Origin of the sequence: Lacipirellula parvula (assembly GCF_009177095.1) — a bacterium.
Lineage (GTDB): Bacteria > Planctomycetota > Planctomycetia > Pirellulales > Lacipirellulaceae > Lacipirellula > Lacipirellula parvula.
In genome coordinates, this window is sequence record NZ_AP021861.1 from 295,657 (window position 1) to 321,408 (window position 25,752).

At 63.2% G+C, this 25,752-nt stretch carries 16 protein-coding genes; 6 read left to right on the plus strand and 10 right to left on the minus strand.

All coding sequences use genetic code 11. From position 1 onward, the window contains the following. Positions 1-327: 327 nt before the first annotated feature. From PLANPX_RS01110 to PLANPX_RS01120, 3 genes are all read right to left on the minus strand, one after another. Entirely contained in the window at positions 328-1,929 is a 1,602-nt protein-coding gene (locus PLANPX_RS01110) for a tetratricopeptide repeat protein (protein ID WP_172991781.1), read from the minus strand. A 561-nt stretch (positions 1,930-2,490) separates the two neighbouring features. Continuing rightward, positions 2,491-3,252 (minus strand): hypothetical protein, encoded by a 762-nt coding sequence (locus PLANPX_RS01115; RefSeq protein ID WP_152096945.1) that lies wholly within the window; start codon positions 3,250-3,252, stop codon positions 2,491-2,493. Positions 3,253-3,580: 328 nt separating this feature from the next. Beyond that, positions 3,581-5,503 (minus strand): S41 family peptidase, encoded by a 1,923-nt coding sequence (locus PLANPX_RS01120; protein ID WP_172991782.1) that lies wholly within the window; start codon positions 5,501-5,503, stop codon positions 3,581-3,583. A 755-nt stretch (positions 5,504-6,258) separates the two neighbouring features. On the opposite strand from PLANPX_RS01120, the gene PLANPX_RS01125 reads away from it, so the two are divergent. Beyond that, the gene (locus PLANPX_RS01125) at positions 6,259-7,287 is read left to right on the plus strand and encodes a hypothetical protein (protein ID WP_152096947.1); all 1,029 of its coding nucleotides are present in this window, start codon (positions 6,259-6,261) and stop codon (positions 7,285-7,287) included. 157 nt (positions 7,288-7,444) lie between these two features. Here PLANPX_RS01125 and waaF read toward each other — a convergent pair whose 3' ends face one another. Continuing rightward, positions 7,445-8,506, minus strand: a complete 1,062-nt coding sequence (gene waaF, locus PLANPX_RS01130; protein WP_152096948.1) for a lipopolysaccharide heptosyltransferase II — start codon at positions 8,504-8,506, stop codon at positions 7,445-7,447. Between the two features lie 298 nt (positions 8,507-8,804). On the opposite strand from waaF, the gene purH reads away from it, so the two are divergent. The 4 genes from purH (at position 8,805) to PLANPX_RS01150 (ending at position 14,092) form a co-directional block, all read left to right on the plus strand. Continuing rightward, complete coding sequence (purH, locus tag PLANPX_RS01135; RefSeq protein WP_152096949.1) at positions 8,805-10,424, plus strand: bifunctional phosphoribosylaminoimidazolecarboxamide formyltransferase/IMP cyclohydrolase; 1,620 nt, start codon at positions 8,805-8,807, stop codon at positions 10,422-10,424. A gap of 361 nt (positions 10,425-10,785) precedes the next feature. Further along, positions 10,786-11,874, plus strand: a complete 1,089-nt coding sequence (locus PLANPX_RS01140; RefSeq protein ID WP_152101756.1) for a DUF1559 domain-containing protein — start codon at positions 10,786-10,788, stop codon at positions 11,872-11,874. 107 nt (positions 11,875-11,981) lie between these two features. Further along, complete coding sequence (locus PLANPX_RS01145; RefSeq protein ID WP_152096950.1) at positions 11,982-13,037, plus strand: DUF1559 domain-containing protein; 1,056 nt, start codon at positions 11,982-11,984, stop codon at positions 13,035-13,037. 383 nt (positions 13,038-13,420) lie between these two features. Further along, the gene (locus PLANPX_RS01150) at positions 13,421-14,092 is read left to right on the plus strand and encodes a hypothetical protein (RefSeq protein WP_152096951.1); all 672 of its coding nucleotides are present in this window, start codon (positions 13,421-13,423) and stop codon (positions 14,090-14,092) included. Positions 14,093-14,098: 6 nt separating this feature from the next. On the opposite strand, the gene PLANPX_RS27075 is transcribed toward PLANPX_RS01150, so the two are convergent. From PLANPX_RS27075 to PLANPX_RS01175, 6 genes are all read right to left on the minus strand, one after another. Beyond that, positions 14,099-14,260 (minus strand): hypothetical protein, encoded by a 162-nt coding sequence (locus PLANPX_RS27075; protein WP_172991783.1) that lies wholly within the window; start codon positions 14,258-14,260, stop codon positions 14,099-14,101. Between the two features lie 33 nt (positions 14,261-14,293). After that, on the minus strand, positions 14,294-15,463 hold the full coding sequence (locus tag PLANPX_RS01155) for a 5-(carboxyamino)imidazole ribonucleotide synthase (protein WP_152096952.1): 1,170 nt from the start codon (positions 15,461-15,463) through the stop codon (positions 14,294-14,296). Positions 15,464-15,473: 10 nt separating this feature from the next. After that, on the minus strand, positions 15,474-15,968 hold the full coding sequence (gene purE / locus PLANPX_RS01160; protein ID WP_152096953.1) for a 5-(carboxyamino)imidazole ribonucleotide mutase: 495 nt from the start codon (positions 15,966-15,968) through the stop codon (positions 15,474-15,476). A gap of 38 nt (positions 15,969-16,006) precedes the next feature. Then, a complete protein-coding gene (locus tag PLANPX_RS01165) occupies positions 16,007-17,263 on the minus strand; it encodes an efflux RND transporter periplasmic adaptor subunit (protein ID WP_152096954.1) in 1,257 nt (418 codons plus the stop codon). An 18-nt stretch (positions 17,264-17,281) separates the two neighbouring features. After that, on the minus strand, positions 17,282-19,624 hold the full coding sequence (locus PLANPX_RS01170) for an ABC transporter permease (RefSeq protein ID WP_152096955.1): 2,343 nt from the start codon (positions 19,622-19,624) through the stop codon (positions 17,282-17,284). 249 nt (positions 19,625-19,873) lie between these two features. Beyond that, positions 19,874-20,599 (minus strand): ABC transporter ATP-binding protein, encoded by a 726-nt coding sequence (locus PLANPX_RS01175; RefSeq protein ID WP_152096956.1) that lies wholly within the window; start codon positions 20,597-20,599, stop codon positions 19,874-19,876. A 544-nt stretch (positions 20,600-21,143) separates the two neighbouring features. On the opposite strand from PLANPX_RS01175, the gene PLANPX_RS01180 reads away from it, so the two are divergent. Next, positions 21,144-25,604, plus strand: coding sequence for a tetratricopeptide repeat protein (locus PLANPX_RS01180; protein ID WP_152096957.1), 4,461 nt, complete (start codon positions 21,144-21,146; stop codon positions 25,602-25,604). The last annotated feature ends 148 nt before the right edge of the window (positions 25,605-25,752 follow it).

A 25,752-nucleotide genomic window follows, 5' to 3' on the forward strand; every position in this document is an offset into this window, starting at 1 on the left:
GCGGGCGACCCTGCCACAAGCGGTTCAGTATAGGGGACCAGGGTAGAGTGACAAGGCGGCGAACGGGGCCGTTGGAGAGGCCGATCGGGCGGAAGCGAAGCGATTTTCTCTGAAATGTCTTTCCTTTGCGCCTCTGCGCCTTTGCGAGAGATCTTTTGGGAAAGGCATGTCTCTCGCAAAGGCGCGAAGGCGCAAAGAAAGCCGGTGAAAACCTTGGCCTTGCTCAGCGCACTTGGCGGCTCATTAAAGAAAACTTAGCGCAACAAAAAAGGGGCGGGTCGCCATGACCCGCCCCTTTTCTATTTCAACTTTTCAAACAACCAGCGATCAGTTGCTGGAAGCTTGCTTTTCATTCGCTTCGTCGGCCTTCTTTTGATATTCATCGGCCAGGTCGTTCTTGCCCATCTTGCGCAACGCCTCGGCCATCTTGCTGAACATCTTCGGCTGCGGATTGTCTTGCAGCAGCGCGAGCCGGAAGAAGTCGGCTGCCTTCTTGTATTCCTTCATCTGCAGGTAGGCGTAGCCGACGTTGTAGTAGTTGTCGCCGACGTCCGGCTCGGAGCGGATCGCGTCGTTGAAGGCCTCGATCGCCCGCTTGTATTCCTTCAGGTCCATATACGCGCGGCCCTTGTTGACGTGGGCGAGAGCGTAGTTCGGGGCCTTGGCGATTGCTTCGCCGTAGGAGTTGATTGCGTCGCGATGGTTGCCTTGCTGGTGGTGGGTAAACCCGATCCACAAGAAAATGCGCGGATCTTGGTAACCGCTGCCGGTTGACGACGCTTGCTCGAAGTCGCCGCGCGCCAGATCGGCCTCGCCCATGTAGTACCAGCAAATGCCGCGGTACATCAGCGCGTCGGCCACATACGGCACGTCTTGTCCGGCGGGAACGTCGCTAATAGCGCGTGTGAACGAGTTCACCGCATCGCTATAGCGTTCGAGCATCCGTTCAGCGCGGCCCTTGCGGAAATAGGCTTGGCCTTGTTCGGCGCGGCCTTCGAACTTGTCGATGACCACGTTCATGTCCTCGATCGCTGCATTGAGCTGCTCTTCGGCCTTCTTCGCGTCCTTTTCCTTCTCCGCGAGCTTCAGGCGAGCGTCGGCGCGAAGCAGGTAACCCGTCACGAAGATTTCCGGATCGCCGCCCTTTTCAGGCTTGTAGGCGTCGATCGCCTTCGTCAGCGCATCCACGGCCTTCGCAAAGTCGTCCTGAAAGAGGTAGACGTTGGCCAGCACCGCGAAGTTCTCGTGATCGCCCGGCTCCAGTTCGGCCGCCTTCTTGATGTCGGTTTCCGCCTTGTCGAACTGACGCATCAACGCTTGGGCGTAGCCGCGATTGCGGTACGAACGGGCGTCTTCTGGGTTGCCGGCGATGGCGTCGTCCAGGCGGCGAATCGCCGTCGCCATGCCAGCCGCGTCGCCGCGGCTGAAGTTGACCAGGATGTGGCCGATGTTCGAGAGAATTTTGGGGTTCGACGGCGCGAGTTCCAAGGCGTTGTTGAAGTCGTTCGCCGCGAGATCGATTTGCTGCGTTTCGAGGTAGCACTCGCCGCGGCCGGTCAGTGCGGCGGCCGAACGGGCGTCGAGGTTCAGCGCCTGCGAATAGGCGGTGGCGGCGGCGCCGTAGTCCTCAAGGCCCTTCATCGCGTCGCCTTTGCCGACGAAAGCTTCCGGGAACGTGCCGTCGGCCTGGATGGCGGTGTTGAACTGCACGAGCGCCGCTTTGTAAGCGGTAGCCTTCGCCTCTTTTTCTTTCGCGGCCTCGGCTTCAGCCAGCGACTTGGCGCCCTGCTCGTAGGCGGTGATCGCTTCTTGCGGACGCATGAGCGCCGGCTGTTCCTCGGTCGCCTCTTGAGCGAACGCGGGGACTTGAGAAACAACGACGGCGCAAACAGTGCACGCCGCCCAGAACGATCGCTTAAAACGACTCATGAAAAGTCCCTCGAGGCGAGGAAAAAACAATGGAGCTAGTTGAGAATCAGTGGGAATCGTAGGCTTGGCCATCCCGAAAGAGTAGCCTGCGAATGCGTCCCAGGTCGGTTCATGGTAAACGGCCCCAGAATCCGCCGCACGCATTTTGAGCCTGCCGCGGCGGCGATTTGGCCGAATCGGCGCGGTCTGCGCAGAGGGCGAGGATTGTGACGGAGCGAGCCTCCGCGGCAGCGATGGCAGACGGAGTCGCATGGCGCCGGTCGTGTCGACTATGCCGCGCGTCTAGCCCCGGGCTCCGCCCGGGGGTCGGCAACCATTTCGCAACGCGTTCCCTAACGCAACGCCACCCCCGGGCGGAGCCCGGGGCTAGAACTGAACCGCCAAACAAAAAAAGCCCCCGGCAGAACCGGGGGCTTCGGAAAACTGAACCTTGAGGTCCCCTCCCCTTGAGGGGGAGGGTTAGGGAGGGGTGAAAGCAGCGGGTGCCAGAGTTCCACCCCCTCCCCAGCCCTCCCCTCAAGGGGGAGGGAGCCAGAAAATTCGGGGTGGTCGGCAGCAGTGCTACTTCTTCGCCGCCCCGTGGAACGTGTGCGACGGCTCTTCGTCGTCCGGCGTGGCGACCGCGTAGCGGCCATACGCTTTGTTCGTCCGCGTGTACTCTTCGGCGAAGCCGACCGCCTGCTCGTCGGTGAACTTGCGGCCGATCGTCCGTTTCAGGACGCCGAACTCGTAGACGTGAACCACATGGTCCGCCGGCGGACCGGCAGGAACTGGCGGAGCCTCGGGGGCGGGCGCTTCGGCCTCGGCTTCTTCAGCCGCCGGCTCGCGCACCTCACGCGGCTCACGCACTTCCTTCACCTCTCGCGGTTCCCTTGCCTCGCGAACTTCCCGCGCCTCGCGGGCTGGCTTCGGCGCGGCTGCTGGCTCGTCCTTGAACGGCAGATCGTCGTCTTCCTCGTCATCGAGGCCGTCGGCGAAGCTGAGGTAACCTTTCGGCGCCGCCTCAATCGGGCCTTTGTCGGCCGGGGGCTTCGAGCCTGGACCAGCGGGCTTGGCCGGACGCTTCCCGGCGCCTTCGTCACGGCGAGATTCCCGCTTCGCGGCAGGCTTCTCCGCCGGCTTGTCGGTGCTGCGAGCGCGCTTCGGAGCGCGCGACGCCGGCTTGTCGGCCTTTTCCTTCGATTCCTTCCCCTTCGGCGCCGCCTTCTTCTTGGCCGGCTTCGCCTTTGGCTTCTCTTCTAGCTCGGAATCATCATCTGCGTCATCGTCGTCGACGAAGTCGAACTCCTCGCCAAACAAATCGTCATCGTCGTCGTACGGCATGGTCCGGGTCGTCCCAGCATCAGGACGCGGATAGAGGAAACGGCACGCGAAGCGACCGCTCAGACGGCGGCCAATCGTGCGGAAAGGTGAACCGAACAGTATCGCCCGGAACGGCCTGAGGCGTCAACCACGTGAGGGTTCAGCGGTTACGGGAGGGTTCAGTGGTTGGGGTTCAGGGTTCAGGAAAAACGGGGACTTGGCTTCGGGGTTTTGCTGAACCCTGAACCCTGCCACCTGAACCCTTCAGCGCAAGCGGCCAGGGCCCGGAGTTCAGGAATGGCCGTGGCGGCCCTATTGCCTGAACCCCGAACCCTGATGCCTGAACCCTCTACTTGACCGCCCCGTCAGCCGCCGGAGCGGCGACCCGGTTGCGGGATTGGTCGACGGCTGCCTGAATTCCCGCTTCCAACGCCCGGTCGCCCACGATCTTCAATTCGCTGATGCCAGCGGCCGGCTTCGCGGCCGTGTACCCGCCGGGGGCGACGTTCGCGGCAATCGTCGCCGGTTGTTGAATCGGCTTGGCGGCCGTGCGGTGAGATTCGACTGGGATGGTCGGCGTGACGCCGTTCTTGCTGATCTTCAAACCGTTCGGCGAATAGAACAAAGCGGTCGTCAGGCGAATCCCCGCCCCGGCGTAACCGAGCGGGAAGATCCCCTGCACCGAGCCCTTGCCGTACGACTTCTGGCCGACGATGTCGCCGCGTTCGTTGTCCTTGATGGCGGCCGCAAAAATCTCGCTGGCGCTGGCGCTGTCGCCGTCGACCAGCACCACCAACGGCACCCGCCAGGTTCCACCGTAGTGGGCCTGGTAGTTAAAGTCTTCCTGAGCACTGCGGCCGCGGGTCGAAACGATCCCGCCCTGTTGCAGGAACTTGTCGGCGACTTCAACGGCAGCCGTCAGCAACCCGCCCGGATTGCCGCGGAGGTCGAGCACCAACGTCCGCATCCCCTTGGCGTGCAAATCCCACAGGGCGGCGTCGAGGTCGCGGCTCGTCGTCTTTTGGAACGCCGGGATCCGAATGTACGCAACGCCGGCGGCCAATTGCTCGGCAGAGACGGCGAGTTGCTTCTCTTCGGCGAACTTCGCGTCGACGATGCGAACATCTTCCAGACTCGGCACTTCGACATGCTCGCGGCGAACGGTCAACTCGCGACGTTGGCCGGCTGTTTCGGCGACGACGCGGACGACGCTTCCCTCTTCGCCGGTCAGCATCGAAGCGGCTTCGTCGGTCGACAGCTCTTCGGTCGAACGGCCGTCAACGGCCACGATGCGGTCGCCGTCCTTGATGCCGGCCCGTTCGGCGGGGCTGCCGGGGATGACGTGCACGATCAACAAGGCGCCCTTGTCGGCCTTCAACTCGACGCCCAAGCCGACGAAGTTGCCTTCGATCTGCGAGTACACGTCACGCAGCTGATCCGAGGTGAGGAACGCCGAGTATTCGTCCAACCCGCCAGCAGCGGCGGCGGTGAATTCCAGGAACGTCGCCGACGGACGCAAATTGCCGCGAGCTTCGACCAACCGAGCGATGTCGGCGGCGAACGCAGCCAGATCATCGGGGCCAGCGAGCGGCCGGGTCGTCAGGGCTTCGGTCCGCTGGTAGAGCTCGTTGAGCAGCGTGGCTCGTTGTTCGTTCGACAGGTTCAGGCCGTTGGTCGCACAGAACGTCTTTTCGCCCAAACCAATCGCCACGGCGTTGGCGCCCCGCTTGGCGAGGTTCTGCCACGGCGGCGCGGTGACGTAATGAGTGTTGATTTTGCGGGCCAGCTCCAGATACAGAGCGGCGGCTTGCTGCGGCGTCAGCGTTTGCAGCGACTGAACGAAGCTGCGGTCGGCGTAACGGCGTTCGAGGCTGAAGTGCAGCTTCGCCAGGTCGCTCCGCTGTTGCAGCGCGACGTTCTCGGGCGTTTCACGCAGGGCATGTTCGTAGTGCGAAACAGCTTCGCCCCACCGGCCGAGCGATTCCAACCGTGCGCCTTCCGCCAACACGCCGTCGAGCGAATTGGCCGGCAGTTCCGGGGCGATGAAGACCGGCGGCGCCGATCGCGTAAACTGTTCTTGCGCGGCAAGCGGCGCCGTCTGTAGCAAGCAAGTCGGCAGACAACAGATCGCCAGGGCAAGTGGCAGCCAGGAGCGTCGATGCCGGAAGACCCAGAAGTGCATGTGTTGCTCGATCCGTGCGTTGGGGAGGGTCGCTAGCGCCTCGTTGAGCAAACGAATCCGCGTCGGCGTGCGGAAGATTGCTCGAGGCATAGGGTGAGCATCCATGCGGTGGGAAGCTTGGCGAAAGGGGTCGCTATCGCCAGCCACCAGCAATATAGGTCACAGCTAGCAACCGGTCAAAAAACCACGCTAGCGGAACTCAACTTTTCTGCGATCGCGGCGCGGCGCCATCGTCAAAGGCGTTGCGGCAATCCCCAGCCGAAGGGCCGAAGAGGACGCTCGCGAAGACAAGGCAAACCTTAGCGGTTGGCGGCGATCGCGGACTCGAGAAGAGCGTCCGCGCAGTTCTTGCTGAGCGTCATGCCAGAGAAGCCCGCCGCTTCATGTGCAACGGGAGAACTGCACCCCACTACGCGACCTCGAACAACGAGGTTCAGTGCTAGCGTCGCGGATGATTTGCTCCGCTGCTAGCATCTAAATTGCCTAACCGCCAAGGACGCCAAGAGCGCCAAGGAAATGCGTGGAGAAGGGAACCACGACGGCACAACGCACAAGACGAAGAGCATGCGTATTTCACTCTGCCTTGTCTTCTCCTTTGCGCCTCTGCGCCTTTGCGAGAGATCTTTCTGGGGAAGGCATGTCTCACGCAAAGGCGCGAAGGCGCAAAGGAGATTTGGGAGAACCTTCGTTTCCCTTGGCGCTCTTGGCATCTTTGGCGGACGCCTTTCTTTCGTTAGTGGTTTCTGTCTATTCCGTAATGTTGCTCTAGCTGCGGCAAGCCGGATGTCGCATATTACCGACGCGGTTTGCCTACTCCCTCCGTTCCTCGGGTTTCCCTTACCCTCGTGGTCGACTGGCTCGTCATCACGGCGGATTGCACGGAAGCTGGTCGCGGCGTTCGCGGCTACACGCTCGCCGGCTTTCTGCGCACCTATTTTGGCCGCCGCGCCGTGGCGATGCAGTCGCCTGAAGAATGGCGGCACGCCCCGATAAAAGCCGCCACGGCCTTCGTCGGACTCCCCAGTTCCCTCACGCCCGAAGAACTCCAGCGACTCCGTACGGACTCACGCCAGGTCGTCCCGTTCGACTACCTCGACCAGCAAGAACTCGCCTGGAACATCGAGCAAGAAACTACGCTCCGCCGCACGAGCGATCGCTATTTGAAGCCTTGGTTCGAACGCGCCTGGCGCCACGATTTGCAGATGGGCATGCTTCCCATCCGCCGCTACAGCCGCTTCACCGCCGCCGTCGTTTGCGACCGCTGCTCGCGACGCCTTGGCAGCCGGCCTGAAGCCATTCACGACGTCGCTTTTCTCGGTCGGCCGAACGAAACCCGCATGTATGTGGATGGCCAGGTCGAAATGGTCGACCAGCGGTTCCACTGGATCCGCGACGTTAAACGCGACGCTCCGCAGCTGAAGTTCTGGGGCGGGCTCGTCGAGGTTTACCCCGACTCCCGCGAGCGGCTCCACGCCACTTACGGCCAGTTCGACGACCTGATGCACACGGAGAAGAAAGTCGGCTTTGCCGCTTACTATCGCGCGATCCGCAGCAGCCGCGTCGCCCTCGCGCCTGGCGGCAATGTTCCGTGGACCTACCGCCACTACGAATCGCTTTACGCCGGCGCAGTCCTCGCGACGATCGACTACCGCGAGCGCGACATGCTGATCCCGCTGCCGAGCGAAGGCGTGGTCCACGTCCCCGATGGCGCCCCGGTCCTGCCGGCGGTGCACAAGGCGCTCGAACTCAGCCGCCGCACCCCGCGACTCGGCGAGCAGCACTTCACCCACTTGGAGCAGTACCTCCGCTTCGGCGCCTACTCCAGCCGCCGCCCGGCGCTCTTAAACCGCTTCACCGCCCAACTAGCGTCCTAGCCCAGGGCTTTGCGCATTGAATGTTGTGGTCCCCTCCCCTTGAGGGGGAGGGTTAGGGAGGGGTGAGTGCAGCGGGTACCAGGGTTCTTCCCCCCTCCCCAGCCCTCCCCTCCGGGGGGAGGGAGCCAGAAGTGGGATTACTAACTGGGGCTCCGTATTAAGCCGCCATGCGCACGCGCCGCGCTTCCGCCAGTGCCACGCCCACCGCATTCCACACCCGCTCCACCGAAAGATCTTGCATGCACCGATGATGCCCCAACGGGCACGTCCGCGCCATGCACGGCTGGCAATCGAGCCCCAGCGACAGCCCCACATCGTGGGCTGCCCCGGTTCGCGTGTAGGCCACGCTCGTCGGCCCGAACAGCGCCACCGTCGGCACGCCGAACGCCACGCCAAAAAACCGCGGCCCGCTATCAGTCGTCACCAACAGCCGCGAGCGGCGGATCATCGCCTTCGTCAGCCCCAGCGGCAGCGATTCCTCTTCGGCCAAACTCACAATCCGCTCATCGCGGGCCTCGGCCACAATGTTCCGCACCGCCTGCCGTTCGGCGGGCCCGCAGTTCAGCACCACATGCAGCCCCTGCTCCCTCGCGAGCCGCAACGCCAGCTGCGTGAAGTGGGCCGCCGGCCAATCCTTCGCGGCGCCAAACGCGCCGCCCGTGTTCAGCACCGCCACCCGGTCGCCGCTCGGCAGCCGCAACCGCTTCCACACGGCATCGGCCAATTGCTCGTCCGCGGGCGTGGTGAAGAGTTCCAGCGTCGGCGCTTCGGGCGAGGCGCCGGCCGCGTAAGCGATCTGCAAGTAGCCCGCCGTCGGCGGCAGCGTGAGCGATCGCCGCCCCTGCCGCGGCGCGTAAACCCGCGTCGTGAGCAGCGGACTCCGCAGATTGCCGATCATCCCAATCCGCTGCCGCGCCCCGCTGCGATACGCCATCCACGCCGTCCGCAGCGAGTTAGTCAGCAGCACCACCGCATCGAACCGGGCGTCACGCAGCTTTTGTCGCACGGCCGGCGGCTGCAATTCCGCCGCGGCCGACGACTTTTTGTCGTACAAAATCTGCCCGTCAAACCAGGGATTCCCCCCCAGCGCCTCGGCCACGTACGGCCGCATGACGGCGATCAGCTCGCCCCCCGCCACATGCTTGCGCAGGGCGCGAATGGCCGGCGTCGCCATCGCGACGTCGCCGATCCAATTGGGCAGAAAAATCCCGAGGCGCATCCTTCGCTCCATCGTTGGGCGCCAAATAGCTAGAAGCGGCCGAAGTGTATCGCCAGCGGGCGCTAGCGACAATCGAAGTTGGGGGAAATGACGAATGACGAAGCCCGAATGACGAATGAAAAACGCTTGCGTCCGCCATTCGTCATTCGTCATTCGGATTTCGTCATTCCCCTCTCCCACCGCTCCGGCGGCCCGTGTACTCGCGGCAGAAGACTCGTTGACCCGCGACTAAATCGAGTGCTATCGTGACCGACCCCACTCCCCCTTCAGCATTCCGCCTTCCCCCTTCAGCATTCCCATGTCCCTCTCCCCTCCGATCAAACGAGCCCTCATCAGCGTCAGCGACAAAACGGGCCTCCTCGACTTCGCCCGCTCGCTCGTCACCTGCGGCGTCGAGCTCTTCTCCACCGGCGGCACCCGCAAGCATCTCGCCGACGCCGGCCTCCCGGTCCGCGACGTCGCCGACTACACCGGCTTCCCCGAAATGATGGATGGCCGCGTCAAAACCCTCCACCCGAAGGTCCACGGCGGCATCCTCTGCCGCCACGACCACCCCGAGGACATGAAGTCGCTCGCCGACCACGGCATCCTCAGCTTCGAGCTGGTCGTCGTGAACCTCTACCCCTTCGAGAAGACGGTCGCCAATCCCGACGTCGCCATCGAAGCGGCGATCGAGCAAATCGACATCGGCGGCCCTTCGATGGTCCGCTCGGCCGCGAAGAACCACGCCTTCGTCACCCTGGCGACCGACGCGAGCCAATACGAAACGATCCTCCAGCAAATCGAAACCCACGGCCGCACCACCCCAGAGCTCCGCCGCCAACTAGCCGGCGCCGCCTTCGCCCGCACCTCGCAGTACGACACCGCGATCGCCGCCTACTTCGCGAAGATTCTGGGCTCTTCTCCCCTCCCCCTTCCGCCTTCCCCAGGCACCGATCACCGATCACCAGTCACCTCCGCAGACGCCGTCACCCTCCACCTCACCCACCGCACCCCCCTCCGCTACGGCGAAAACCCCCACCAATCCGCCGACCTCTACGCCTTCGCCGACGCTCCATCCCACGCCTTCGTCAACGCCGAGCAGCTCCACGGCAAGGAACTCTCCTACAACAACCTGCTCGACCTCGACGCTGCGCTCGCGATCGCCAAGGCCCTCCCCCGCCCTGCCGTCGCGGTGCTCAAGCACAACAACCCCTGCGGCGCCGCCACGGCTGCCACCCTCGGTGAAGCTGTCGCGAAGGCCTGGGATGGCGACCCGCTCAGTGCCTTCGGCTCGGTCCTCGGCGTGAACGTCCCCGTCGACGCCGCGATGGCCGAGTACCTCTCCGAGCCGGGCAAGTTCATCGAAGCGATCGTCGCCCCCGAGTTCCACCCCGACGCCATTCGCATCCTCACCACGAAGCCAAAGTGGCGCGACAACGTCCGGTTGCTCCGCGTCGGCGAACTCCCCGTCGGCCATGGCGCCCGCCAGTTCCGCCAGATCGACGGCGGTATGCTTGCTCAGAATGCCGACGACCTGCCGGATGAACCCTCCGAATGGAAGGTCGTCACGCAGGTGCAGCCGACCCCAGAACTCCACCACGAGCTCCGCTTCGCCTGGGCCGCCTGCCGGTTCGTGAAGAGCAACGCGATCGTCGTCTCGAACAACGGCGCCCTCGCCGGCGTCGGCGCCGGCCAAATGAGCCGCGTCGACTCGGTCGAAATCGCCCTCAAAAAGGCGGGCGAGAAGGCCCGCGGCGGGGTGCTGGCTTCCGACGCCTTTTTCCCGTTCGACGACTCGATCGGCCCCGCCGCCGCCGCCGGCATCGCCGCGATCATCCAACCGGGCGGCAGCCGCCGCGACGAGGAAGTGATCGCCGCCTGCAACAAACACGGTATCCCGATGATCTTCACCGGCCGCCGCCACTTCCGCCACTAAGCGCTTAGCCCCCGGTTCTTCAAACCGGGGGCTCTATCGACGCCCCATCTCACAAGTTCACCGCCCCACAACCCCCGGCATCAAGTGCCGGGGGCTAAAAATCGCACGGTGTCCTTACTGCGAGCCGCGGGGTTCACCCCCGCGGTCTTCGCATCGCCCCCCGCCGTAAAATCCCCTCCCCAAAAACGTTTGCTGGCATTTTCCCCCGGTTTCGGCGATAATTACTCGGCCACGGCGATCGCGCCCGCCGGGCCGGATTCTGACTTATCTACCGGCCCCAACGGACCATCGCGCCACCGCCGCGCCGCAGCCAGGGCAATCGTGCAGGGGAACACTGCTGTACACAGAGGAGAGAAGCGTCATGTCCACATCGTCCCGCCGCGGCTTCACGCTCGTTGAGCTGTTGGTCGTCATTGCGATCATCGGCACGCTTGTCGGGTTGTTGCTGCCAGCTATTCAAGCGGCGCGGGCTCGCGCTGCGATGACCCAGTGCCAGAACAACATTCGCCAGTTGGCGATTGCAACGAAGGGGTACACGACAAAGTCTGGCGGCGCTTACCCTGGGTGGATGCAACTGCAGCAGGTTCTCACCAACCCGACGCGTGATTACTACGCGGGTACTCCGGCAAATGATATTGAGGTCAGTTGGGCGGCAAAGCTGTTGCCCGATCTTGATGCTCAAGCCACATGGGAATCCCTTCAGCAAGGGACGTTGGGGGCGGTCCAGAATTTCTCGACCAGCAATCCCGATCAAATTCCAATGTTGTCGGTCTTCCTGTGCCCCGCGGACAGCCACTCGAATTCTGAATTCCCTGGGCTCTCCTACGTCGCCAACACCGGCGGGCAGGATGTCGTTCCGAACTCGACGTTTGACGCCAGCGACAGCAAAGCCAATGGTATTTTTCACAACCTGCTGCCGGGTTACAAAGGTCCGACCGTGCGTGACGGAACGAGCGACATCAAGGATGGCTCGGATCGAACGCTGCTCTTCTCGGAAAACATTAATAAGGACGAGACGGGCGCCCCAGCAACGAAATACGCCGTCTCTTGGCTTCGCTCATCGGCTTTGTTCGAAACCTCGAATCCATCGATTGGCGAGCAACCGTACGGCATGGTTTGGGTTGTTCAGCAAAATTATCCGCAGCCCCCGAACGACCAGGCATTGCCCGGACGCGAATTAGCGACAGGTATTCCGATAACGGGTGCGACGTCGGAAGGTTACAAGTACGCTCGCCCGAATGGTGCTCACAGCGGATCCTTCAACGCTGCCTTCTGTGGCGGCAACGTGAAGGAGATGAACCAGAGCATCGACTATCGCGTCTACCAGCAATTGATGACGCCGAACGGCGCGAAGTGCGTTTGGACGACGAATCCCAACAACTCGAACACGATGCCGACGGCTTACTTCAATGCCGATCCCACGGCTCAGTTGAAGGAATCGGAGTACTAAGCCGCTACCCATCGTTGGTTTGACAATTCAGCCGGCTCGAATTCACGCAATTCGAGCCGGCTTTTTCTTTAGGCGAGTGTTTGCTGAAGTGAGTTGTGAGGTCGGCCATGTCAGACGAAAACCGTCGCCGGATAACGCTCGTTGAAGTGCTAGTTGTCGCTTGCACGCTTTTCTTGCTCGCGGCGCTTCTTCTGCCGACCACTCAGCCTGCCGTCGGCGCTGCCAGAAGGCAGGCGTGCTTGAACAATCTCCGGCAGTTGGCGATCGCCCACGCGATCAATGCGACCAGTCGCAGTGCCGCGTTCGGCGGATACCTCGTGCCGCAAGTCGTCTTCGACGACGCGCGGGGTCATGATGACGCCGCTTCGCCCTCTAGCTCGGAGTTGTTGGTAGCCTGGCCGACGAAGTTGCTGCCGGCGTTAGATTCGCAAACGCTTCACGAGCAAATTGTTGGCGGCGACCAAAGCCTCGACCTCGACGCGCCGCCGCGGATCGACGTCTTTTTCTGTCCGAGCGATCCGCTGGTCGCCCCAGCTGCCGCCGCACTGAGCTACGTCGTCAACAGCGGCATGCCAGACTTGGCCGCCGCAAGCGCGACGCAGCCCAGCGACCTGGCTGCCAACGGCGTCTGTCACGACCAGCGTCCCGGCCGCTTCGGACCGCAGGTTGGTATGCGCCACATCAGAGACGGCCAGAGTTACACGATCTTGCTCTCTGAAAACATCCACCGCGATCCCGCCGGTTCGACGAAGCAGCCCGGCAACACCTGGCTCCGCCCTGCCCTGGGCGCCGCGAACCCCGAGCAGTGGTACGGCATGGTGTGGGTCGTCGATCCGCAAAACCCCCGCTCGCCGCGAGCTGACCTGATGGAGCGGTTCAATCGCGACACGCGTGCGGGAGACGAACGCGAACAACCCTACGCCGCCAGCGGCACGCGCTTCGCCCGCCCGTCGAGCAACCATCCCGGCGTGTTCAACGTCGCCTTCTGCGGCGGCAACGTGAAGGAGATCAGCGAAGACATCGACTACGCCGTCTACCAGCAGTTGATGACCCCCGACGGCCGCAAAGCCGCGCCCGCCGACGCCCCCGGTCAGCCCTTCGAAAAATCGCTCCCCAACGACCAGCGGTTCATGAACCCGCCGATCACCGACGCCGACTTCTGACGAGCGTTGCAGCATTCGCCAAACCACCGTCTTGCTTTCGGCCACTCAATCTGAGATGGTGAACATACGTTCATTCTGTAGGAGTGCTGCGCGCCGACTAAACGCATGTGGTCGCTCAGCCGATTCGAGCGCATGCCGCCATGCCGCCATGCCGCGAAGAGGAGGCGACATCAAATGGCGAAACGCGACATTAAGCGAATGGCCATTTGGCGCAACGCATTACGGTGATGGGCGTTACGGAAAAACTTTAGTGGCGCCAAAAATCGCATCGCGACTTCCACGCGACGCGACACGACGCCCCGCCGGTGTCCCGCCGCAGCGCCAGCGAGTAGCATGACTCACGGCTACAGCATTCCGCATTCATCCTTCAGCATTACTACCGCATGTCCGAAGCCGAAACCATCGACGCCTCCCTCCTGCCCCCGCGGCAGTTCTTTCGCTTCTCGGCCGACGTCAAACGCGCCGACGGCATCGAATCGCCCAAAGGGTTTACGCTCGACGAAACCTACACGCTCCCCGCGCTCGGCGAGCTCGATGGCCGGCCGGCGTTCGCCGAGGTGCGGATGGCATGGAGCCCCAAAGGACTTGCTTGGCAGGTGACGGTCGAAGGCAAAACGCAGCTCCCTTGGTGCCGCGATTCGCGCCTCGAAGATAGCGACGGGCTGCAGGTCTGGATCGACACCCGCGCGACGCTCAACGTCCACCGTGCGGGCCGCTTCTCGCACCGATTCATTTACCTGGCCCGCGGCGGCGGTTCGGCCGGCGATCAGCCGATTGCGGAGCAGCTGCTCATCAATCGCGCCCGCGAGAACGCCCGCCCGGCCCGCGCTCGCGAACTGACGGCCCGCGCCAAGACGAGCGGCAGCGGCTACACCCTGTGGGCCTTCGCTCCCGCCGACGCCCTCGGCGGCTACGACCCGTCGCAGCAACCGCGGCTAGGCTTCACCTACGCCCTGCTCGACCGCGAGCGCGGCCAACAAACCTTCTCCACCGGCCCCGAGTTCCCCTACGAAGAAGACCCCAGCTGCTGGGCCGAATTGCGTTTAGCCGAGTAGCCGCGGCTACTTCAGTTCGCAGAAGTCGCCAAGCGGTCCGCAAGCACTGCAGGCCTTTGCCTTGGCATCACCCGCCGCAGGCTGCGAAGAGAACGCTCCCACCCCGGCTTGCACCACGGCAGCGAGCAGAACGACGAGCGACAGCAGTAAGAATGGTCGGCGAGGCATAGCTACATTCTACGCACAACAGTCGCTCGCGGCTTAGCGGCCCATGAGCGCCTCGCGCCCCTCGCGAACCAGCGCCACTGCTTCCTCCGCGGAACCGGCAATTGCCGTGAGGTGCCCCATCTTCCGCCCCGGCCGAGCCTCGGCCTTGCCGTACAAATGCAGCCGCAGCTGCGGATCGGCCAGCACTTTTTCCCACCGCGGCTCGCCGTTCGACCAAACATCACCCAGCAGGTTGGCCATCGCGGCGGCAGGAACGATCGTCTCGAACGACCCCAACGGCAGACCGCAGACGGCCCGCACCTGCTGTTCGAACTGCGAGCAATTGCAGGCGTCGATCGTGAGGTGCCCCGAGTTGTGCGGCCGCGGAGCGATCTCGTTCACCAGCAGCCGGCCGTCGCGCGTGAGGAAGAACTCAACGCACAATAGGCCCACAACGTCGAGCTCCCGCACGACCGCCTGAGCGATCTTGCTGGCGTCCTCGAACAGCCGGGCGACCCGCGGTTGCGGATAGACAGAGACGTCGAGAATGTGGTGAGCGTGATCATTGGCGATCGGCCCGAAGAAGGCTTCTTCGCCATTGGCCGAACGAGCCGCAAGCATCGAGACTTCGCACTCAAAGTCGACCCAGCCTTCGAGGATCGCGGCGGCGCTGTTGAGCGCGGCGTGGGCTGCTTCCGCTTCGGACGCGCTGCGGACGAGCGCCTGCCCCTTGCCGTCGTAGCCCCAGGCGGCGGTCTTCAGCACGGCGGGGAGGCCGAGTTCCGCGAGGGCCGCGGTGAGCTGTTCCTTGGTAGTCGCCTCGGCAAATGGCGTGCACGGGATGCCCGCCGCGCGGAGAAAGCCCTTCTCGCGGAGCCGTTCTTGCGTGGTGTGGAGGACGCGGCCGCCAGGCCGGACGGGAGCGAACTTGGCGGCCGTCTCGATCGCCGCTGCCGAGATGTTCTCGAACTCTAGCGTCACCACGTCGACCGACTGGGCGAACTCCGCCACCGCCGCCTCATCGTCGAACGAACCGACCGTTTGCCGATAGGCGACGTCGGCCGCGGGGGCGTCATGTTCGGGGGCGTAGACGTGGACGCGATAGCCGAGCCGCGCGGCGGCCATGGCGAACATCTTGCCAAGTTGCCCGCTGCCGAGCACGCCGAGCGTGGCGCCAGGAAGAATGGGAGCGGCGGCGGGATTCGTCGCAGCAGAAGCCGCCATAGCAATATCCTTAGTCCAACGTTTGGCTGCGAACGTCTGCGGTCTGCCGCTGGTGGAACTCGTGCAGTTTCTTCCGCAGTTCCGGTCGGCTGCCGGCGAGAATGCGAACGGCGAGCAAGCCTGCGTTGCGAGCCCCTGCGGCGCCAATCGCGAGCGTCCCCACCGGGATACCGCCGGGCATTTGCACGATGGAGAGCAGCGAGTCCATGCCGTTGAGCGCCTTGCTCTGCACCGGCACGCCGAGGACTGGCAGCACCGTTTGCGAGGCGACCATGCCGGGCAGATGGGCTGCTCCGCCGGCGCCGGCGATGATTACCTCGAGGCCGCGTCCCTCGGCTTCGGCCGCGTAGGCAGCCATCCGCTGCGGGGTGCGGTGGGCCGACACGATTTCACTTTCGTGCGGCACGCCGAACTCGGCAAGCACGTCGGCCGCGGCGCGCATCGTTTCCCAGTCACTTTTGCTCCCCATAATGACGCCGACCAGCGGCTGAGTTGTACCGGCCATGCGTGCCATCTTCAGGGTTTGAGGACGGATGTCAACGACTATCGCGGCTTCACGGCCCGGCCGTCGACGACGTTATCGCCGGGGTGCATCACGACGACGTCCCCTTCGGCCAATCCTCCGCGGATCTCGGCCTCTAGCCCGTTTTCCAGGCCGAGCTTCACCGTTTGCTGGCGGGCGACTCCGTTCTCGACGCGGAAGGTCGCCCAGTCGTCGCCGACGCGGAACAGGGCGCTCGAAGGGATTTTCAGCACATCGTCCGCCTCGGCGATCACAATCCGGGCTTCGACGCGAAACCCGTCGCCCAGATCGTCGCGCTGTTGGGGGGGATCGATCAGGTCGACGATCACGTTGACGCGCTGTTCCTCGACGCCGAGCGTGGAGATCTTCGTGAAGCCTGAGGGCTCTACCAGCCGCACCTCGCCATGGAGCGGCCGATCGCCGCCCCACTCTTCGAGCACGACGGTGGCGCCGGGGCGAACTTTCACCGCATCGCGAGAGAGAACGTCGATTTCAATTTCGAGGTCGTGCGGATCGCCGATCTCGAGCAACGGCTCGCCGGCCGCGACGACGGCTTCGCTCTCCTTAAACACCCGCAGGACGCGCCCGTTGATCGGCGAGAGGATGTTGAAGTGCCACTGCGGATCTTGTTGGGGATAGGGGGCTCTTTCCTGCTCTTCGCCAGCTTCAGGCTTCGCGGGTTTCTCGGGCGGGCGCGAGCGTAGCAGCGCGGCGCGAGCCTGATCGAGTTCGAACTGAGCGATTTCCTGTGAATGCTGCGCGGAACGGACGAGCGCCGCGCGAGTGCGGCGGAACATCTCTTTGTTTTCCAGCTCATTCTGCGTGATCGCGCCGACGCTCTCGCGCTGCGCCGCTCGCGCCCGCCGCATGTCGGCCTCGGCGAACTCCAGGTTGGCCGTCGCTTCGTCGAGGAGCGGCGTCGCGCGGGCGAGCTTCGCCTCGGCCGCTTTGACGTTCGCCTCGGCCTGCAGCAGCGCTCGGGCGTCGAGCAACTCGGGGTCGCGCGGCTCGATGCTGGCGACCAGCGTTTCGCCGGCAGCGACCTCGTCGCCTGGGTCGAGTTCGATCCGCAGCAATCGCCCGGCCAGTGGCGCCGAGACGGTGTAGCGTTCCCGCAGCCGCGTCTTACCATCCTGGTCGACGGTTTCGCGAATCTCGCCGCGGACGACTTTGGCCAAGTCCGCCTCCACTGGCGCCGGGCGCAGGCCAAGGATAATCGCCGCGACAACCGCGGCGACGAACCCAATCAGCAGGATCCGGCGAACCAAAGATTTCATGACTACAGCTTAGCTTGCCTACTCGCGAGATTTCAGGACTGCGACCAGATCGAGGTGGTCAAGGTTTCGCCGCACCAGCAAGCCCGAGAGCGCCGACGCGGCGATCACCACGAGCGACGCCCAGGCGTACGTCCGGTTGCTCACCACCATTGGGAAGCGAAAGAGCTCCTGGTCGAACGCGGTGCACATCCACCACGCGAAGAACGTGCCAAGACCGAGGCCGACGGGGATTGCCAGCAGCGTCACGATCGCCAGCTCGCCGAGCAGAATCGACGAGATCTCCTGCCGCGTGAAGCCGATGACGCGCAGCGTGGCGAGCTCGCGGCTCCGCTCGGCGAGCGAGATGCGGGCACTGTTATAGACTACCCCCGCCGCAATGATACAGGCGAAAATAAGGTTGATCCGCTTCATCACGCCGAGGTTCTTGGCGATCGTATCGTTGAAGCTGTCGATCGAATGTTGCTTGACCATTACGGTGGCGACGGCGGGGGTTTCCTTCAAATCGCGGTATAAGGCGTCCTGGTACGCGGGGTCGACTTCCATATTCACGCCGTTGATCACTGGCCCTTCCAACATGATTTGCCGCAGTTCCGCGAGATCCATGTAAGCGCTCAGGCCCACGAAATCTTTGATCGTCGCCGCGATCATCACCCGCCGGTGGGGACGCTCGTCGGTGAGGACTTCGAGCTCCACCCAATCGCCGACCTTCACGTCGAGCACCTCGGCCAGCTTTTGCGACACGAGCAGGCCGTGCGGCGGCAGCGTCGCTTCATGGCCATCCATGTTCACTAGGCCGTAGAGCGTGCTGTCTGGTTCGATGCCGCGAACGCCGACGCGGCGGTTACGCGGGCCGGCGCGCAAACGAGCGGAAACGGTGCGCGTCGGTTCGCAGTGCATTACCCCCGGCATGCTGGCGAGCTCGTAGAGCGCCCGGTCGCTGACGGGGTCCGAAGTGGCAATCGAGACGTCGAACCGCTGCACCCAATGGAATTGGGCGTTCATCATGTAGTCGATGGAGTCTTGAAAGAAGTTGCCGATCACCAGCACAGTGACGGCGAGCGAGATCGCGAGCGTCGAGAGGCCGGTTTTGACGGGGTGGCGTTCCAACTGGCGGACGACCATCAGCGCGATCGGCGGCACGTAGCGGCCGACGCCAAGGCGTTCGAGAATCGTCGGCCCGAAGCCAGCGGGAGGTTCCGGACGCATCGCCTCGGCGGGGGGCAGCCGGACGGCGCGCAGCACCGAGCCCAACGCGCCGACAACCGCGGCCGACGCCGCGACCAGCGCCGCGGCGACCAGTACCGAGGGATAGATGCGGAATAGAAACACCGGGAAGTGAAACAGCCGCGCGTACATCCCCGTCACCAGCCAGCCGAACCAAGCCCCGGCCGGGATGCCGATCGCAAGGGCAAGCGCCGCAATGAGCAGCACTGACTTGATGTAGTGCCAACCGACCTCAAAGTTCGAGTAGCCGAACGCCTTGAGCGCCGCGATCTGCTCGCGCTGACTGTTGATCGTGCGCGACATGACAACGTTGATCAAAAACGCTGAAACGCCCAGGAAGATCGAAGGGGCGAAGAGCCCCATGTTGCGGTTTTGCTCGATCTCGTTGTCGACAAACTGATGCGAGAGCTGATCGCGGCGATCGAACGCCCCCAGGCCGCCGTACGGTTCGATCAGATTGTCGACCCGCTGGATGACGTCCTCGGGGTTGGCGCCCCGCATAAGCTTGATGGCAAGGTCGTTGAACGCGCCATCCATGTCGTAGGCGAGTTGCAACGCCTCTTCGTTCATCCAGAAGACGCCGAAGTGGCGGTTGTCCGGCACGATGCCGCCTGGTTTGATCTCATAGATGTACTCGGGCGAGAGGACGACGCCGACGATCTTCAATTCCTTCATCCGGCCGTTGATAACGGCGGAGAAGCGGTCGCCGACTTCCATGCGGTTGGCGTCGACGAACGCTTCGCTGGCGAGGGCTTCGTCGTCGCTGCGGGGAGTCAGCCAGCGGCCGCGGCGGAGGAAGAGCTGATTGAGCCGCGGGCGGCCGACGTCTGGCACGGAGATGAGCCGGCCTGAGGCTGGTTCGTCGAGTCCTGGCACCGACAGGTTGACCGGGACGACGATCCGCCGCTCGGCGGTCGCAACGCCGGGGATGCGCTCGATGCGATGGATGATCTCGTCGGGCGCCCGTTTGATCGAGGCAAAGACGTCGGCGAAGTTGTAGCGGTCGTAATAGGTCTGTTGCGTCAGCTCGAGCGAATGGAGCATGCTCCGCGACAGAATAAAGAGCGCGATGCCGCAACCCATCACCACCGAAATCGCCGCCGCCAGCCCGCGCATGTGCCACAGGTCGCGAAACATTTTGCGATCTAGCGGGGGGATTAGCATTTGGCAACGGGGGTTATACAAGGCGAGGTTTGCGGGGGCTGTCAGTGGTCTGTCGTCAGTTGTCAGTTGCTAAATGCGTGAGAGTGGAAGGTCGAGCGAACATTAAAGCCACCGGCTCCGCCGGTGGACGCGGCTGGAGCAAGGCTAGCGAGCACTTCGTCCACCGGCGGAGCCGGTGGCTTGTATTAGCAACTGACAACGGACCACTGACAACTGACACATTCACCAATTCAATTCCGAAGCTGGTCGTTTGCGAGAGTTCATTTCAACGCCCGTAATCTCGCCGCCGGAGAGGTGGATCACGCGGTCTGCCATTTCCGCGATGACGGCGTTGTGCGTGATCACCGCGGTGGTCGTTTTCAATTCTGCGTTGATTTTCTGGATCGCCTCCAGCACCAGCACGCCGGTGCGGACGTCGAGGGCGCCGGTCGGTTCGTCGCACAGCAGCACGTCGGGGCGTTTGGCGACGGCGCGAGCGATCGCCACCCGCTGCTGCTCACCGCCCGACATCTGCGCCGGGAAGTGGTCGAGCCGCTTGCCAAGATCGACCAATTCGAGCGCCTCGACGGGGCTCATCGGGTTACGGGCGATTTCGGTGATCAGGCTGACGTTCTCGCGGGCCGTGAGGCTGGGGATCAGGTTGTAGAACTGGAAGACGAATCCGACATGGTCGCGGCGGTACCGCGTCAGCGCGGCGTCGTCGAACTCCGTGAGTTGGCGATCGCGGTAAAAAACCTCCCCGCCGCTGGGGACGTCGAGCCCGCCCAGGATGTTCAGCAGCGTGCTCTTGCCCGAACCCGAGGGGCCGAGCAGCACGACGAACTCGCCGGCAAAGAGTTCCAGGTCGACGCCGCGGAGTGCGTGCACGTCGACCTCGCCCATGTGATACACCTTCGTGATCTGCCGAGCGGTGAAGACAGTCTCGACCGAAGGAACAGATGAAGGCATAGGGGGCCGCCTCGAGCGGCGGAGCGGCGTGAGAAGGTGTATGAAGGATTTGTGAACGCTATCGCTGGGCCCGATTTGCGAGGCATGGCCAGCGTCGCGGAGGACATTTCAAGTATCGGCGCCCTCCTGGGGAGGGTCAAACTGGTCAATTGACGCCTCCCGCCGAACGGCGTGGCGGGTCGGTTCGTACCCATTTCAGGGCCGTCGTAGCGTCAGATTGGGGGCCCTGGAGAGGGGCGAAACGACTGTGCCGGATGTGCCGTCCGCGGCATCGTTGACACGTCCCCCCCCGGGGATACGATGAACTTAACTCCTGTCCTGACAGGCCCTAAGGCCACGTTGAGGAACCGTTCGATCAGCGTCTTTTCTCGCTCTCATCAGCGGCGCTTTGCGGACCTTCCAAGGCGCGGTTCCTAACGACTTCGGTGAATGGGCTTCGGTGATTGGCGTCGCGGCTGAAAAACGCCGCTGAGCGCCCTCGCATCGAACCCGCACACTCGACTGAACAGAGATTTCCTTCGCCAACTTACGCAGCGAATACGACATGCAACGCTATCGCGTCAACTACGTTCTGCTCATCATTCTGGTCGTCGGGGGCATCCTTGGGACCATCGGCGTCCACTTCCTGTGGCGATATCAGATCAACAAAAATGCCGATCGGCTCTTGGCCAAGGCCGAAGCCGCGGAGGCCTCCGGCGACATCGAAGCGGCATTTGACAGTTTGCAGCAGTACGTCCAATTGCGGACGGATGACGACGAAGCCTTGCTCAGCTTCGGCGAACTCGCCGCGAAGGCGGTCGAGACCGACGGGCTCGAGATGGAGGTGCGCGCCAAAGGGTACGGCCGACTGGGCGAGATCGTCCGTGAGACGTCCGTGTCAGAATCCGAAGCCGTGCGCGCCGGCAGTGCGAAGCTTCGCCGCAAGTTGATTGATTTGCAGACGATGTTCGGGTCGTTTGACCTGGCCCTCGGCAATATCAACGAATTGCTGTTAACGAATAGCGACGACCCCGAGCTGTTGACGCTTAAGGTGCAGGGCTTGTTCCAAACGCAAAAGCAGGGCGAGGGGGCGCGCGTCGCCAACGAACTCATCGGCTACGACCCGCAAGAAGATAAATTCGACGTCGCGAAGGCCAAGGCGCCGCACGATCCGCGGACCTACTTAATGCTGGCGGCCTATTTGAACGACCAGAAACCGGAACTCGCCTCGCGCGTTATCGAGCAGATGGTGACTGCCAACCCCGAGTCGGCTGACGCGTTTGTGACGCAATACAGCTTTTACAAGTCAACGGGAAAGAACGACGAGGCCCGCGCCGCGCTCGACAAGGCGTTCGCCCTCAAGCCGGAGGATGCGGCAGTGTTGAACGCGAAGGGCGCCGAAGCCATCGCGGATTTCCAACAAGCGTTTGCCGACGCTAAGGGCGACGACGCCGAGAAACAACGCACCGAGGCGAAGAAGCATTTAGACGAAGCGGCGAAGTTTTACGCCCAAGGGATGGAGAAGTACCCGGACCGGATCGACTTTTTCGAACGCGCCGCGCGGATCGAAACGTTCCGCGAGAAACCGGATGATGCGCTGAAGATCGTCGACAAAGGGATCGCCGCGTTCCCGCTGAAATCGAACTACAATCGGCTCGGCATTCCTGCCGCGCTCGGCCTAGCGAACATCAAGATGGAAATCTTGATTACCCGGAAGGATTTTGACGGGGTGAAGAAAGAGATCGCCGAGTTGCGGTCTCTCAACGACGCTCGCGTCAACGCCGTCGCCGACTTCCACGAAGCCCGTCTGGCCGCCGTCGACGAGAAGTGGGCCGACGCCGCCAAGCAACTGCAAGACGTCCGTCCGCGGCTGCTCGGCTTCTCTGAATTGCAGGCCCTCGCGGCGGCAATCCAGGGCTTCTGTCACACGCAACTCGGTCAGTTCGACCTAGCGCTCGAAGCATACAAGGCGGCTCTCGACATCAATCCGGAGTTGCCGCAGGCCAAAGCGGGCCGCGAACAAATCCTGGCGATGATGAACATTGAACAGCCCGAAGAGGGCATGCTCGAACTTGATCGCGAGATTAAGGAGATGCTTGCCAAGCCGAAGGGAGAGCAGGACTGGGGCTCGCTGACGGCGAAGATCGACGATTACATTGACGAACAAGCGTCGCAGCGAGTCGTGCCCACCTCGTGGGCCGCTTCTCGCAAGGCGCTGTTGCGCGGCCAGATGTTGGCGATGCGGGCGGTCGAAGAGAAGAATCCAGCCGAGCAGAAAACCTTGTTCACGCAGGCGCGCGACGCGATCAAGCAAGCGTACGCCATCGATCCGAAAGATCCTACCGTTCAGGTTCAAGCCATTCGATTGTTGGCGCAAGAACCGGACAGCGGTCCGGCGAAGGCGCTCGAACTGCTCGACAGCATCGTCAAGAAGGGTAAGGATTCCGCCGCTTTCCGGACGCTGCGAGTCGAGCTTCTCGCCGCGATTCGTGATCCGCAGCTGCCTGCCCAGCTGAATGCCGCCACGCAAGGGATGGACGACTTCGAGGATGCTCAAAAGGCATTGGTTTGGTCGGCCGTCGCTGCCCGGTTCGAGCAGCTGGGCGATATCGCCGAAGCGCGCCGCTGCCTGGAGCAAGCGGTCGCTCTGTCGCCGAACAATTTGCCGACGCGGAATGCGTTGTTCGATCTCGCCCTTAAGCAACGCGACGATCCTGGCATGCAGGCCGCGCAAGAGAAGATTCTTGAGATCGTGAAGAGCAAGAGCGATCCGGTATACGTCCTTTCCGAAGTCAAACGCCGTCTCTCGGGGCTCGAAGCCGGGACCGCTTCGAAGGAAGAGGTCGCCGAAGCTCGCCGCATGCTCGATGCGGCGATCAAGCAGCGACCCACCTGGGCCGATTTGTACGTGGTGAAGGGGCAGTTGGCGCTGCTGCTCGACAGCAACCCAGATCAAGCATTGAAAGACTTCGAGAAGGCGTTCGAACTCGGCGGCACGAACCTCAACGCCTTGGCGTTGCAGATTCGCCTGTTGGCCGAGCGCGGCCGCGTCCAAGAAGCGCGGCAGCGAATGGATCGCCTCCCGAGCTCGGCGTGGTCGGGCGTCTTGGGGACGACGGCCGCGGATATTCTGGCGAATGTCGGCGAAAGCGAGTTGGCGTTTGCCGAGGCGCAGAAGGTTGCCGAGTCGAAGCCGGAAGACGCCGCCGTGCAATCCTGGTTTGCAGGGATCGCCGTCCGCGCCGATAAGTCGGACGCCGCTGAAAAGGCGATGAAGAAGGCGATCGAGATCAATCCCGAGGATCCCGATGCCTGGACGCGACTGGTCAGCCTGTACCGTGAACTGAAGCAGTACGACAACGTGGAGAAGACGTTGCGCGAAGCGTTCCTGGCGCTCGACGACGAATACTTGCCGCTGCTCACGGGGCGCTACTACGAGCTCCAGTCTCGTTGGCAAGAGGCGGAGGATATCTATCTGACGACCTATGCCGGACGTGAAGACGAGCCGCAGGTAGCGCGTCGCATGGCCGAATTCTACTTGCAGTGGATGAGTGCCAATGCCGCCAACCGCGGGAAGGCCGCCGTTCAGATCAACAAACTGCTGAAAGCCTCCTACGACGGCAAGCTTGAAGCCAACGATCCGAGCGGTCCGTGGGCGCGCCGTCAGGCGGCTCAATTGCTCGCGACGAGCGGCGAACTCAAAGACTCCGCAAAGGCGGAGCAGTTGCTCGCGGCGGCCGTGGAAGGGAAAAACGCCACGCCCGAAGATCTCGATCAGCTCGTCGATCTACTCTCGTTGCGCGCCGACCCGGTTTCGCGCCAACGGGCGGTCGACACGCTGCAGAAGGTTAAGCAGATGCGCGGCGGATTGACGCCCGAGCGCGAGCTGCAACTTGGGCATCTGCTGTACGAGTTGGGCGAATGGGATGCGGCCCAGAAGCAAATGCTCGATTCGATCGGCAAGTTTCCGAATGATCCGCGACTGCAAACCGCGTATGCCTCGATGTTGATCGGGCAGAAAAAATTTGACGATGCTGCACTCCGCATCACTCGTCTGGAAGGCCTGCCTGGCACGGCCGCGGGGGTGAATGAGCTCCGTTTGCGTTTAGCGTCTGAAAAAGGCGATAAAGACGAAGTTCGACGGATGCTGACGGCGATGACGCCGGATCTCACCCGGCTTACCGAAGAGCAGGTGAAGTACGTCGCCAGCCTTGCAAGAACGGCTGACGGCGTGGGCGACCATGAGTACGCTCTCAAGCTCTTCCAAGAGTACGCCCGCCGCGCTTCTGACGCCGGTTTGGAGATGGCGCGTCTAACGGCTCTTTACGGCAACCTCGATGAAGGCATGGCGGGCGTCCTCGCCCAGTCGTCGCAGGATATGGACGACGCGATGCGTATTGCCGTCGAAGTGCTCCGGAGTCGTCGGAGCGAATCGCCCGAGAAACTCGACGCCGCAGTCGAACGAATCATTCGCGCCGGCCTTCGTGACGATCCGGAAGCTGCAAAGCGTTTGATCCTCGAAGCGGAAATGTTTGAAGTTCAGGAGAAGTTCGACGAGAGCATCGCCGCCTACAAGAAGCTGCTCGCCAGAGACGACGTTCCCGCGCTCGTGCGCGCCACGGCGCTCAACAACTTGGCGTTTATTCTCGCCCAAAAGAGCAACGTTCCGGCTGATCTTGAACTGGCGCTCAACTCGGTGAATGAAGCGATGGATCTCATCGGCCCGCTGTCCGACGTCCTCGACACGCGAGCTCTGGTGTATCTCCAGCAACAGCAATACGGCCCCGCGGTGGAAGATATGAAGCTTGCCGTGAAGATGAACGCCACGGCGAGCAAATATTACCACCTGGCCGCCGCCCTGTTGGGCGCCGGCGACGCCGACGGCGCCGCCGCGGCCTGGAAAGAGGCCAAGGCCCGGGGGATCGGTCCCGACGCGGTGTCCGACCTCGAAAAGGCTGATTTGGAGGCGTTCACCAAGCAGATCGAGCAAGGGGCTGAAGCTGGCGCCACCGCGCAGGTGCAGTAGGCCAGTTTCCGCCCGATTGGCAGCCCACCGCGGCGGCTGTTTTGCCGGTTCTGACGGCAAAACAGCCGCCGCTTGCCGTAAATGGCCCCCTGTTTGCACCCGAATCGTTGTTTGGCCGCATCGCCGTCGTTAAGATGCGAACTTGGAG

Excerpts from the sequence above, each read along its gene's own strand:
- PLANPX_RS01170 (WP_152096955.1), bottom strand. The coding sequence starts at position 19,624 with ATGTTTCGCGACCTGTGGCACATGCGCGGGCTGGCGGCGGCGATTTCG.
- waaF (WP_152096948.1), bottom strand. The coding sequence starts at position 8,506 with ATGCGCCTCGGGATTTTTCTGCCCAATTGGATCGGCGACGTCGCGATG.
- PLANPX_RS27075 (WP_172991783.1), bottom strand. The coding sequence starts at position 14,260 with ATGCCTCGCCGACCATTCTTACTGCTGTCGCTCGTCGTTCTGCTCGCT.
- PLANPX_RS01180 (WP_152096957.1), top strand. The coding sequence starts at position 21,144 with ATGCAACGCTATCGCGTCAACTACGTTCTGCTCATCATTCTGGTCGTC.
- PLANPX_RS01175 (WP_152096956.1), bottom strand. The coding sequence starts at position 20,599 with ATGCCTTCATCTGTTCCTTCGGTCGAGACTGTCTTCACCGCTCGGCAG.
- PLANPX_RS01150 (WP_152096951.1), top strand. The coding sequence starts at position 13,421 with ATGTCCGAAGCCGAAACCATCGACGCCTCCCTCCTGCCCCCGCGGCAG.
- PLANPX_RS01120 (WP_172991782.1), bottom strand. The coding sequence starts at position 5,503 with ATGCCTCGAGCAATCTTCCGCACGCCGACGCGGATTCGTTTGCTCAAC.
- purE (WP_152096953.1), bottom strand. The coding sequence starts at position 15,968 with ATGGCCGGTACAACTCAGCCGCTGGTCGGCGTCATTATGGGGAGCAAA.
- purH (WP_152096949.1), top strand. The coding sequence starts at position 8,805 with ATGTCCCTCTCCCCTCCGATCAAACGAGCCCTCATCAGCGTCAGCGAC.
- PLANPX_RS01115 (WP_152096945.1), bottom strand. The coding sequence starts at position 3,252 with ATGCCGTACGACGACGATGACGATTTGTTTGGCGAGGAGTTCGACTTC.
- PLANPX_RS01110 (WP_172991781.1), bottom strand. The coding sequence starts at position 1,929 with ATGAGTCGTTTTAAGCGATCGTTCTGGGCGGCGTGCACTGTTTGCGCC.
- PLANPX_RS01140 (WP_152101756.1), top strand. The coding sequence starts at position 10,786 with ATGTCCACATCGTCCCGCCGCGGCTTCACGCTCGTTGAGCTGTTGGTC.
- PLANPX_RS01155 (WP_152096952.1), bottom strand. The coding sequence starts at position 15,463 with ATGGCGGCTTCTGCTGCGACGAATCCCGCCGCCGCTCCCATTCTTCCT.
- PLANPX_RS01145 (WP_152096950.1), top strand. The coding sequence starts at position 11,982 with ATGTCAGACGAAAACCGTCGCCGGATAACGCTCGTTGAAGTGCTAGTT.
- PLANPX_RS01165 (WP_152096954.1), bottom strand. The coding sequence starts at position 17,263 with ATGAAATCTTTGGTTCGCCGGATCCTGCTGATTGGGTTCGTCGCCGCG.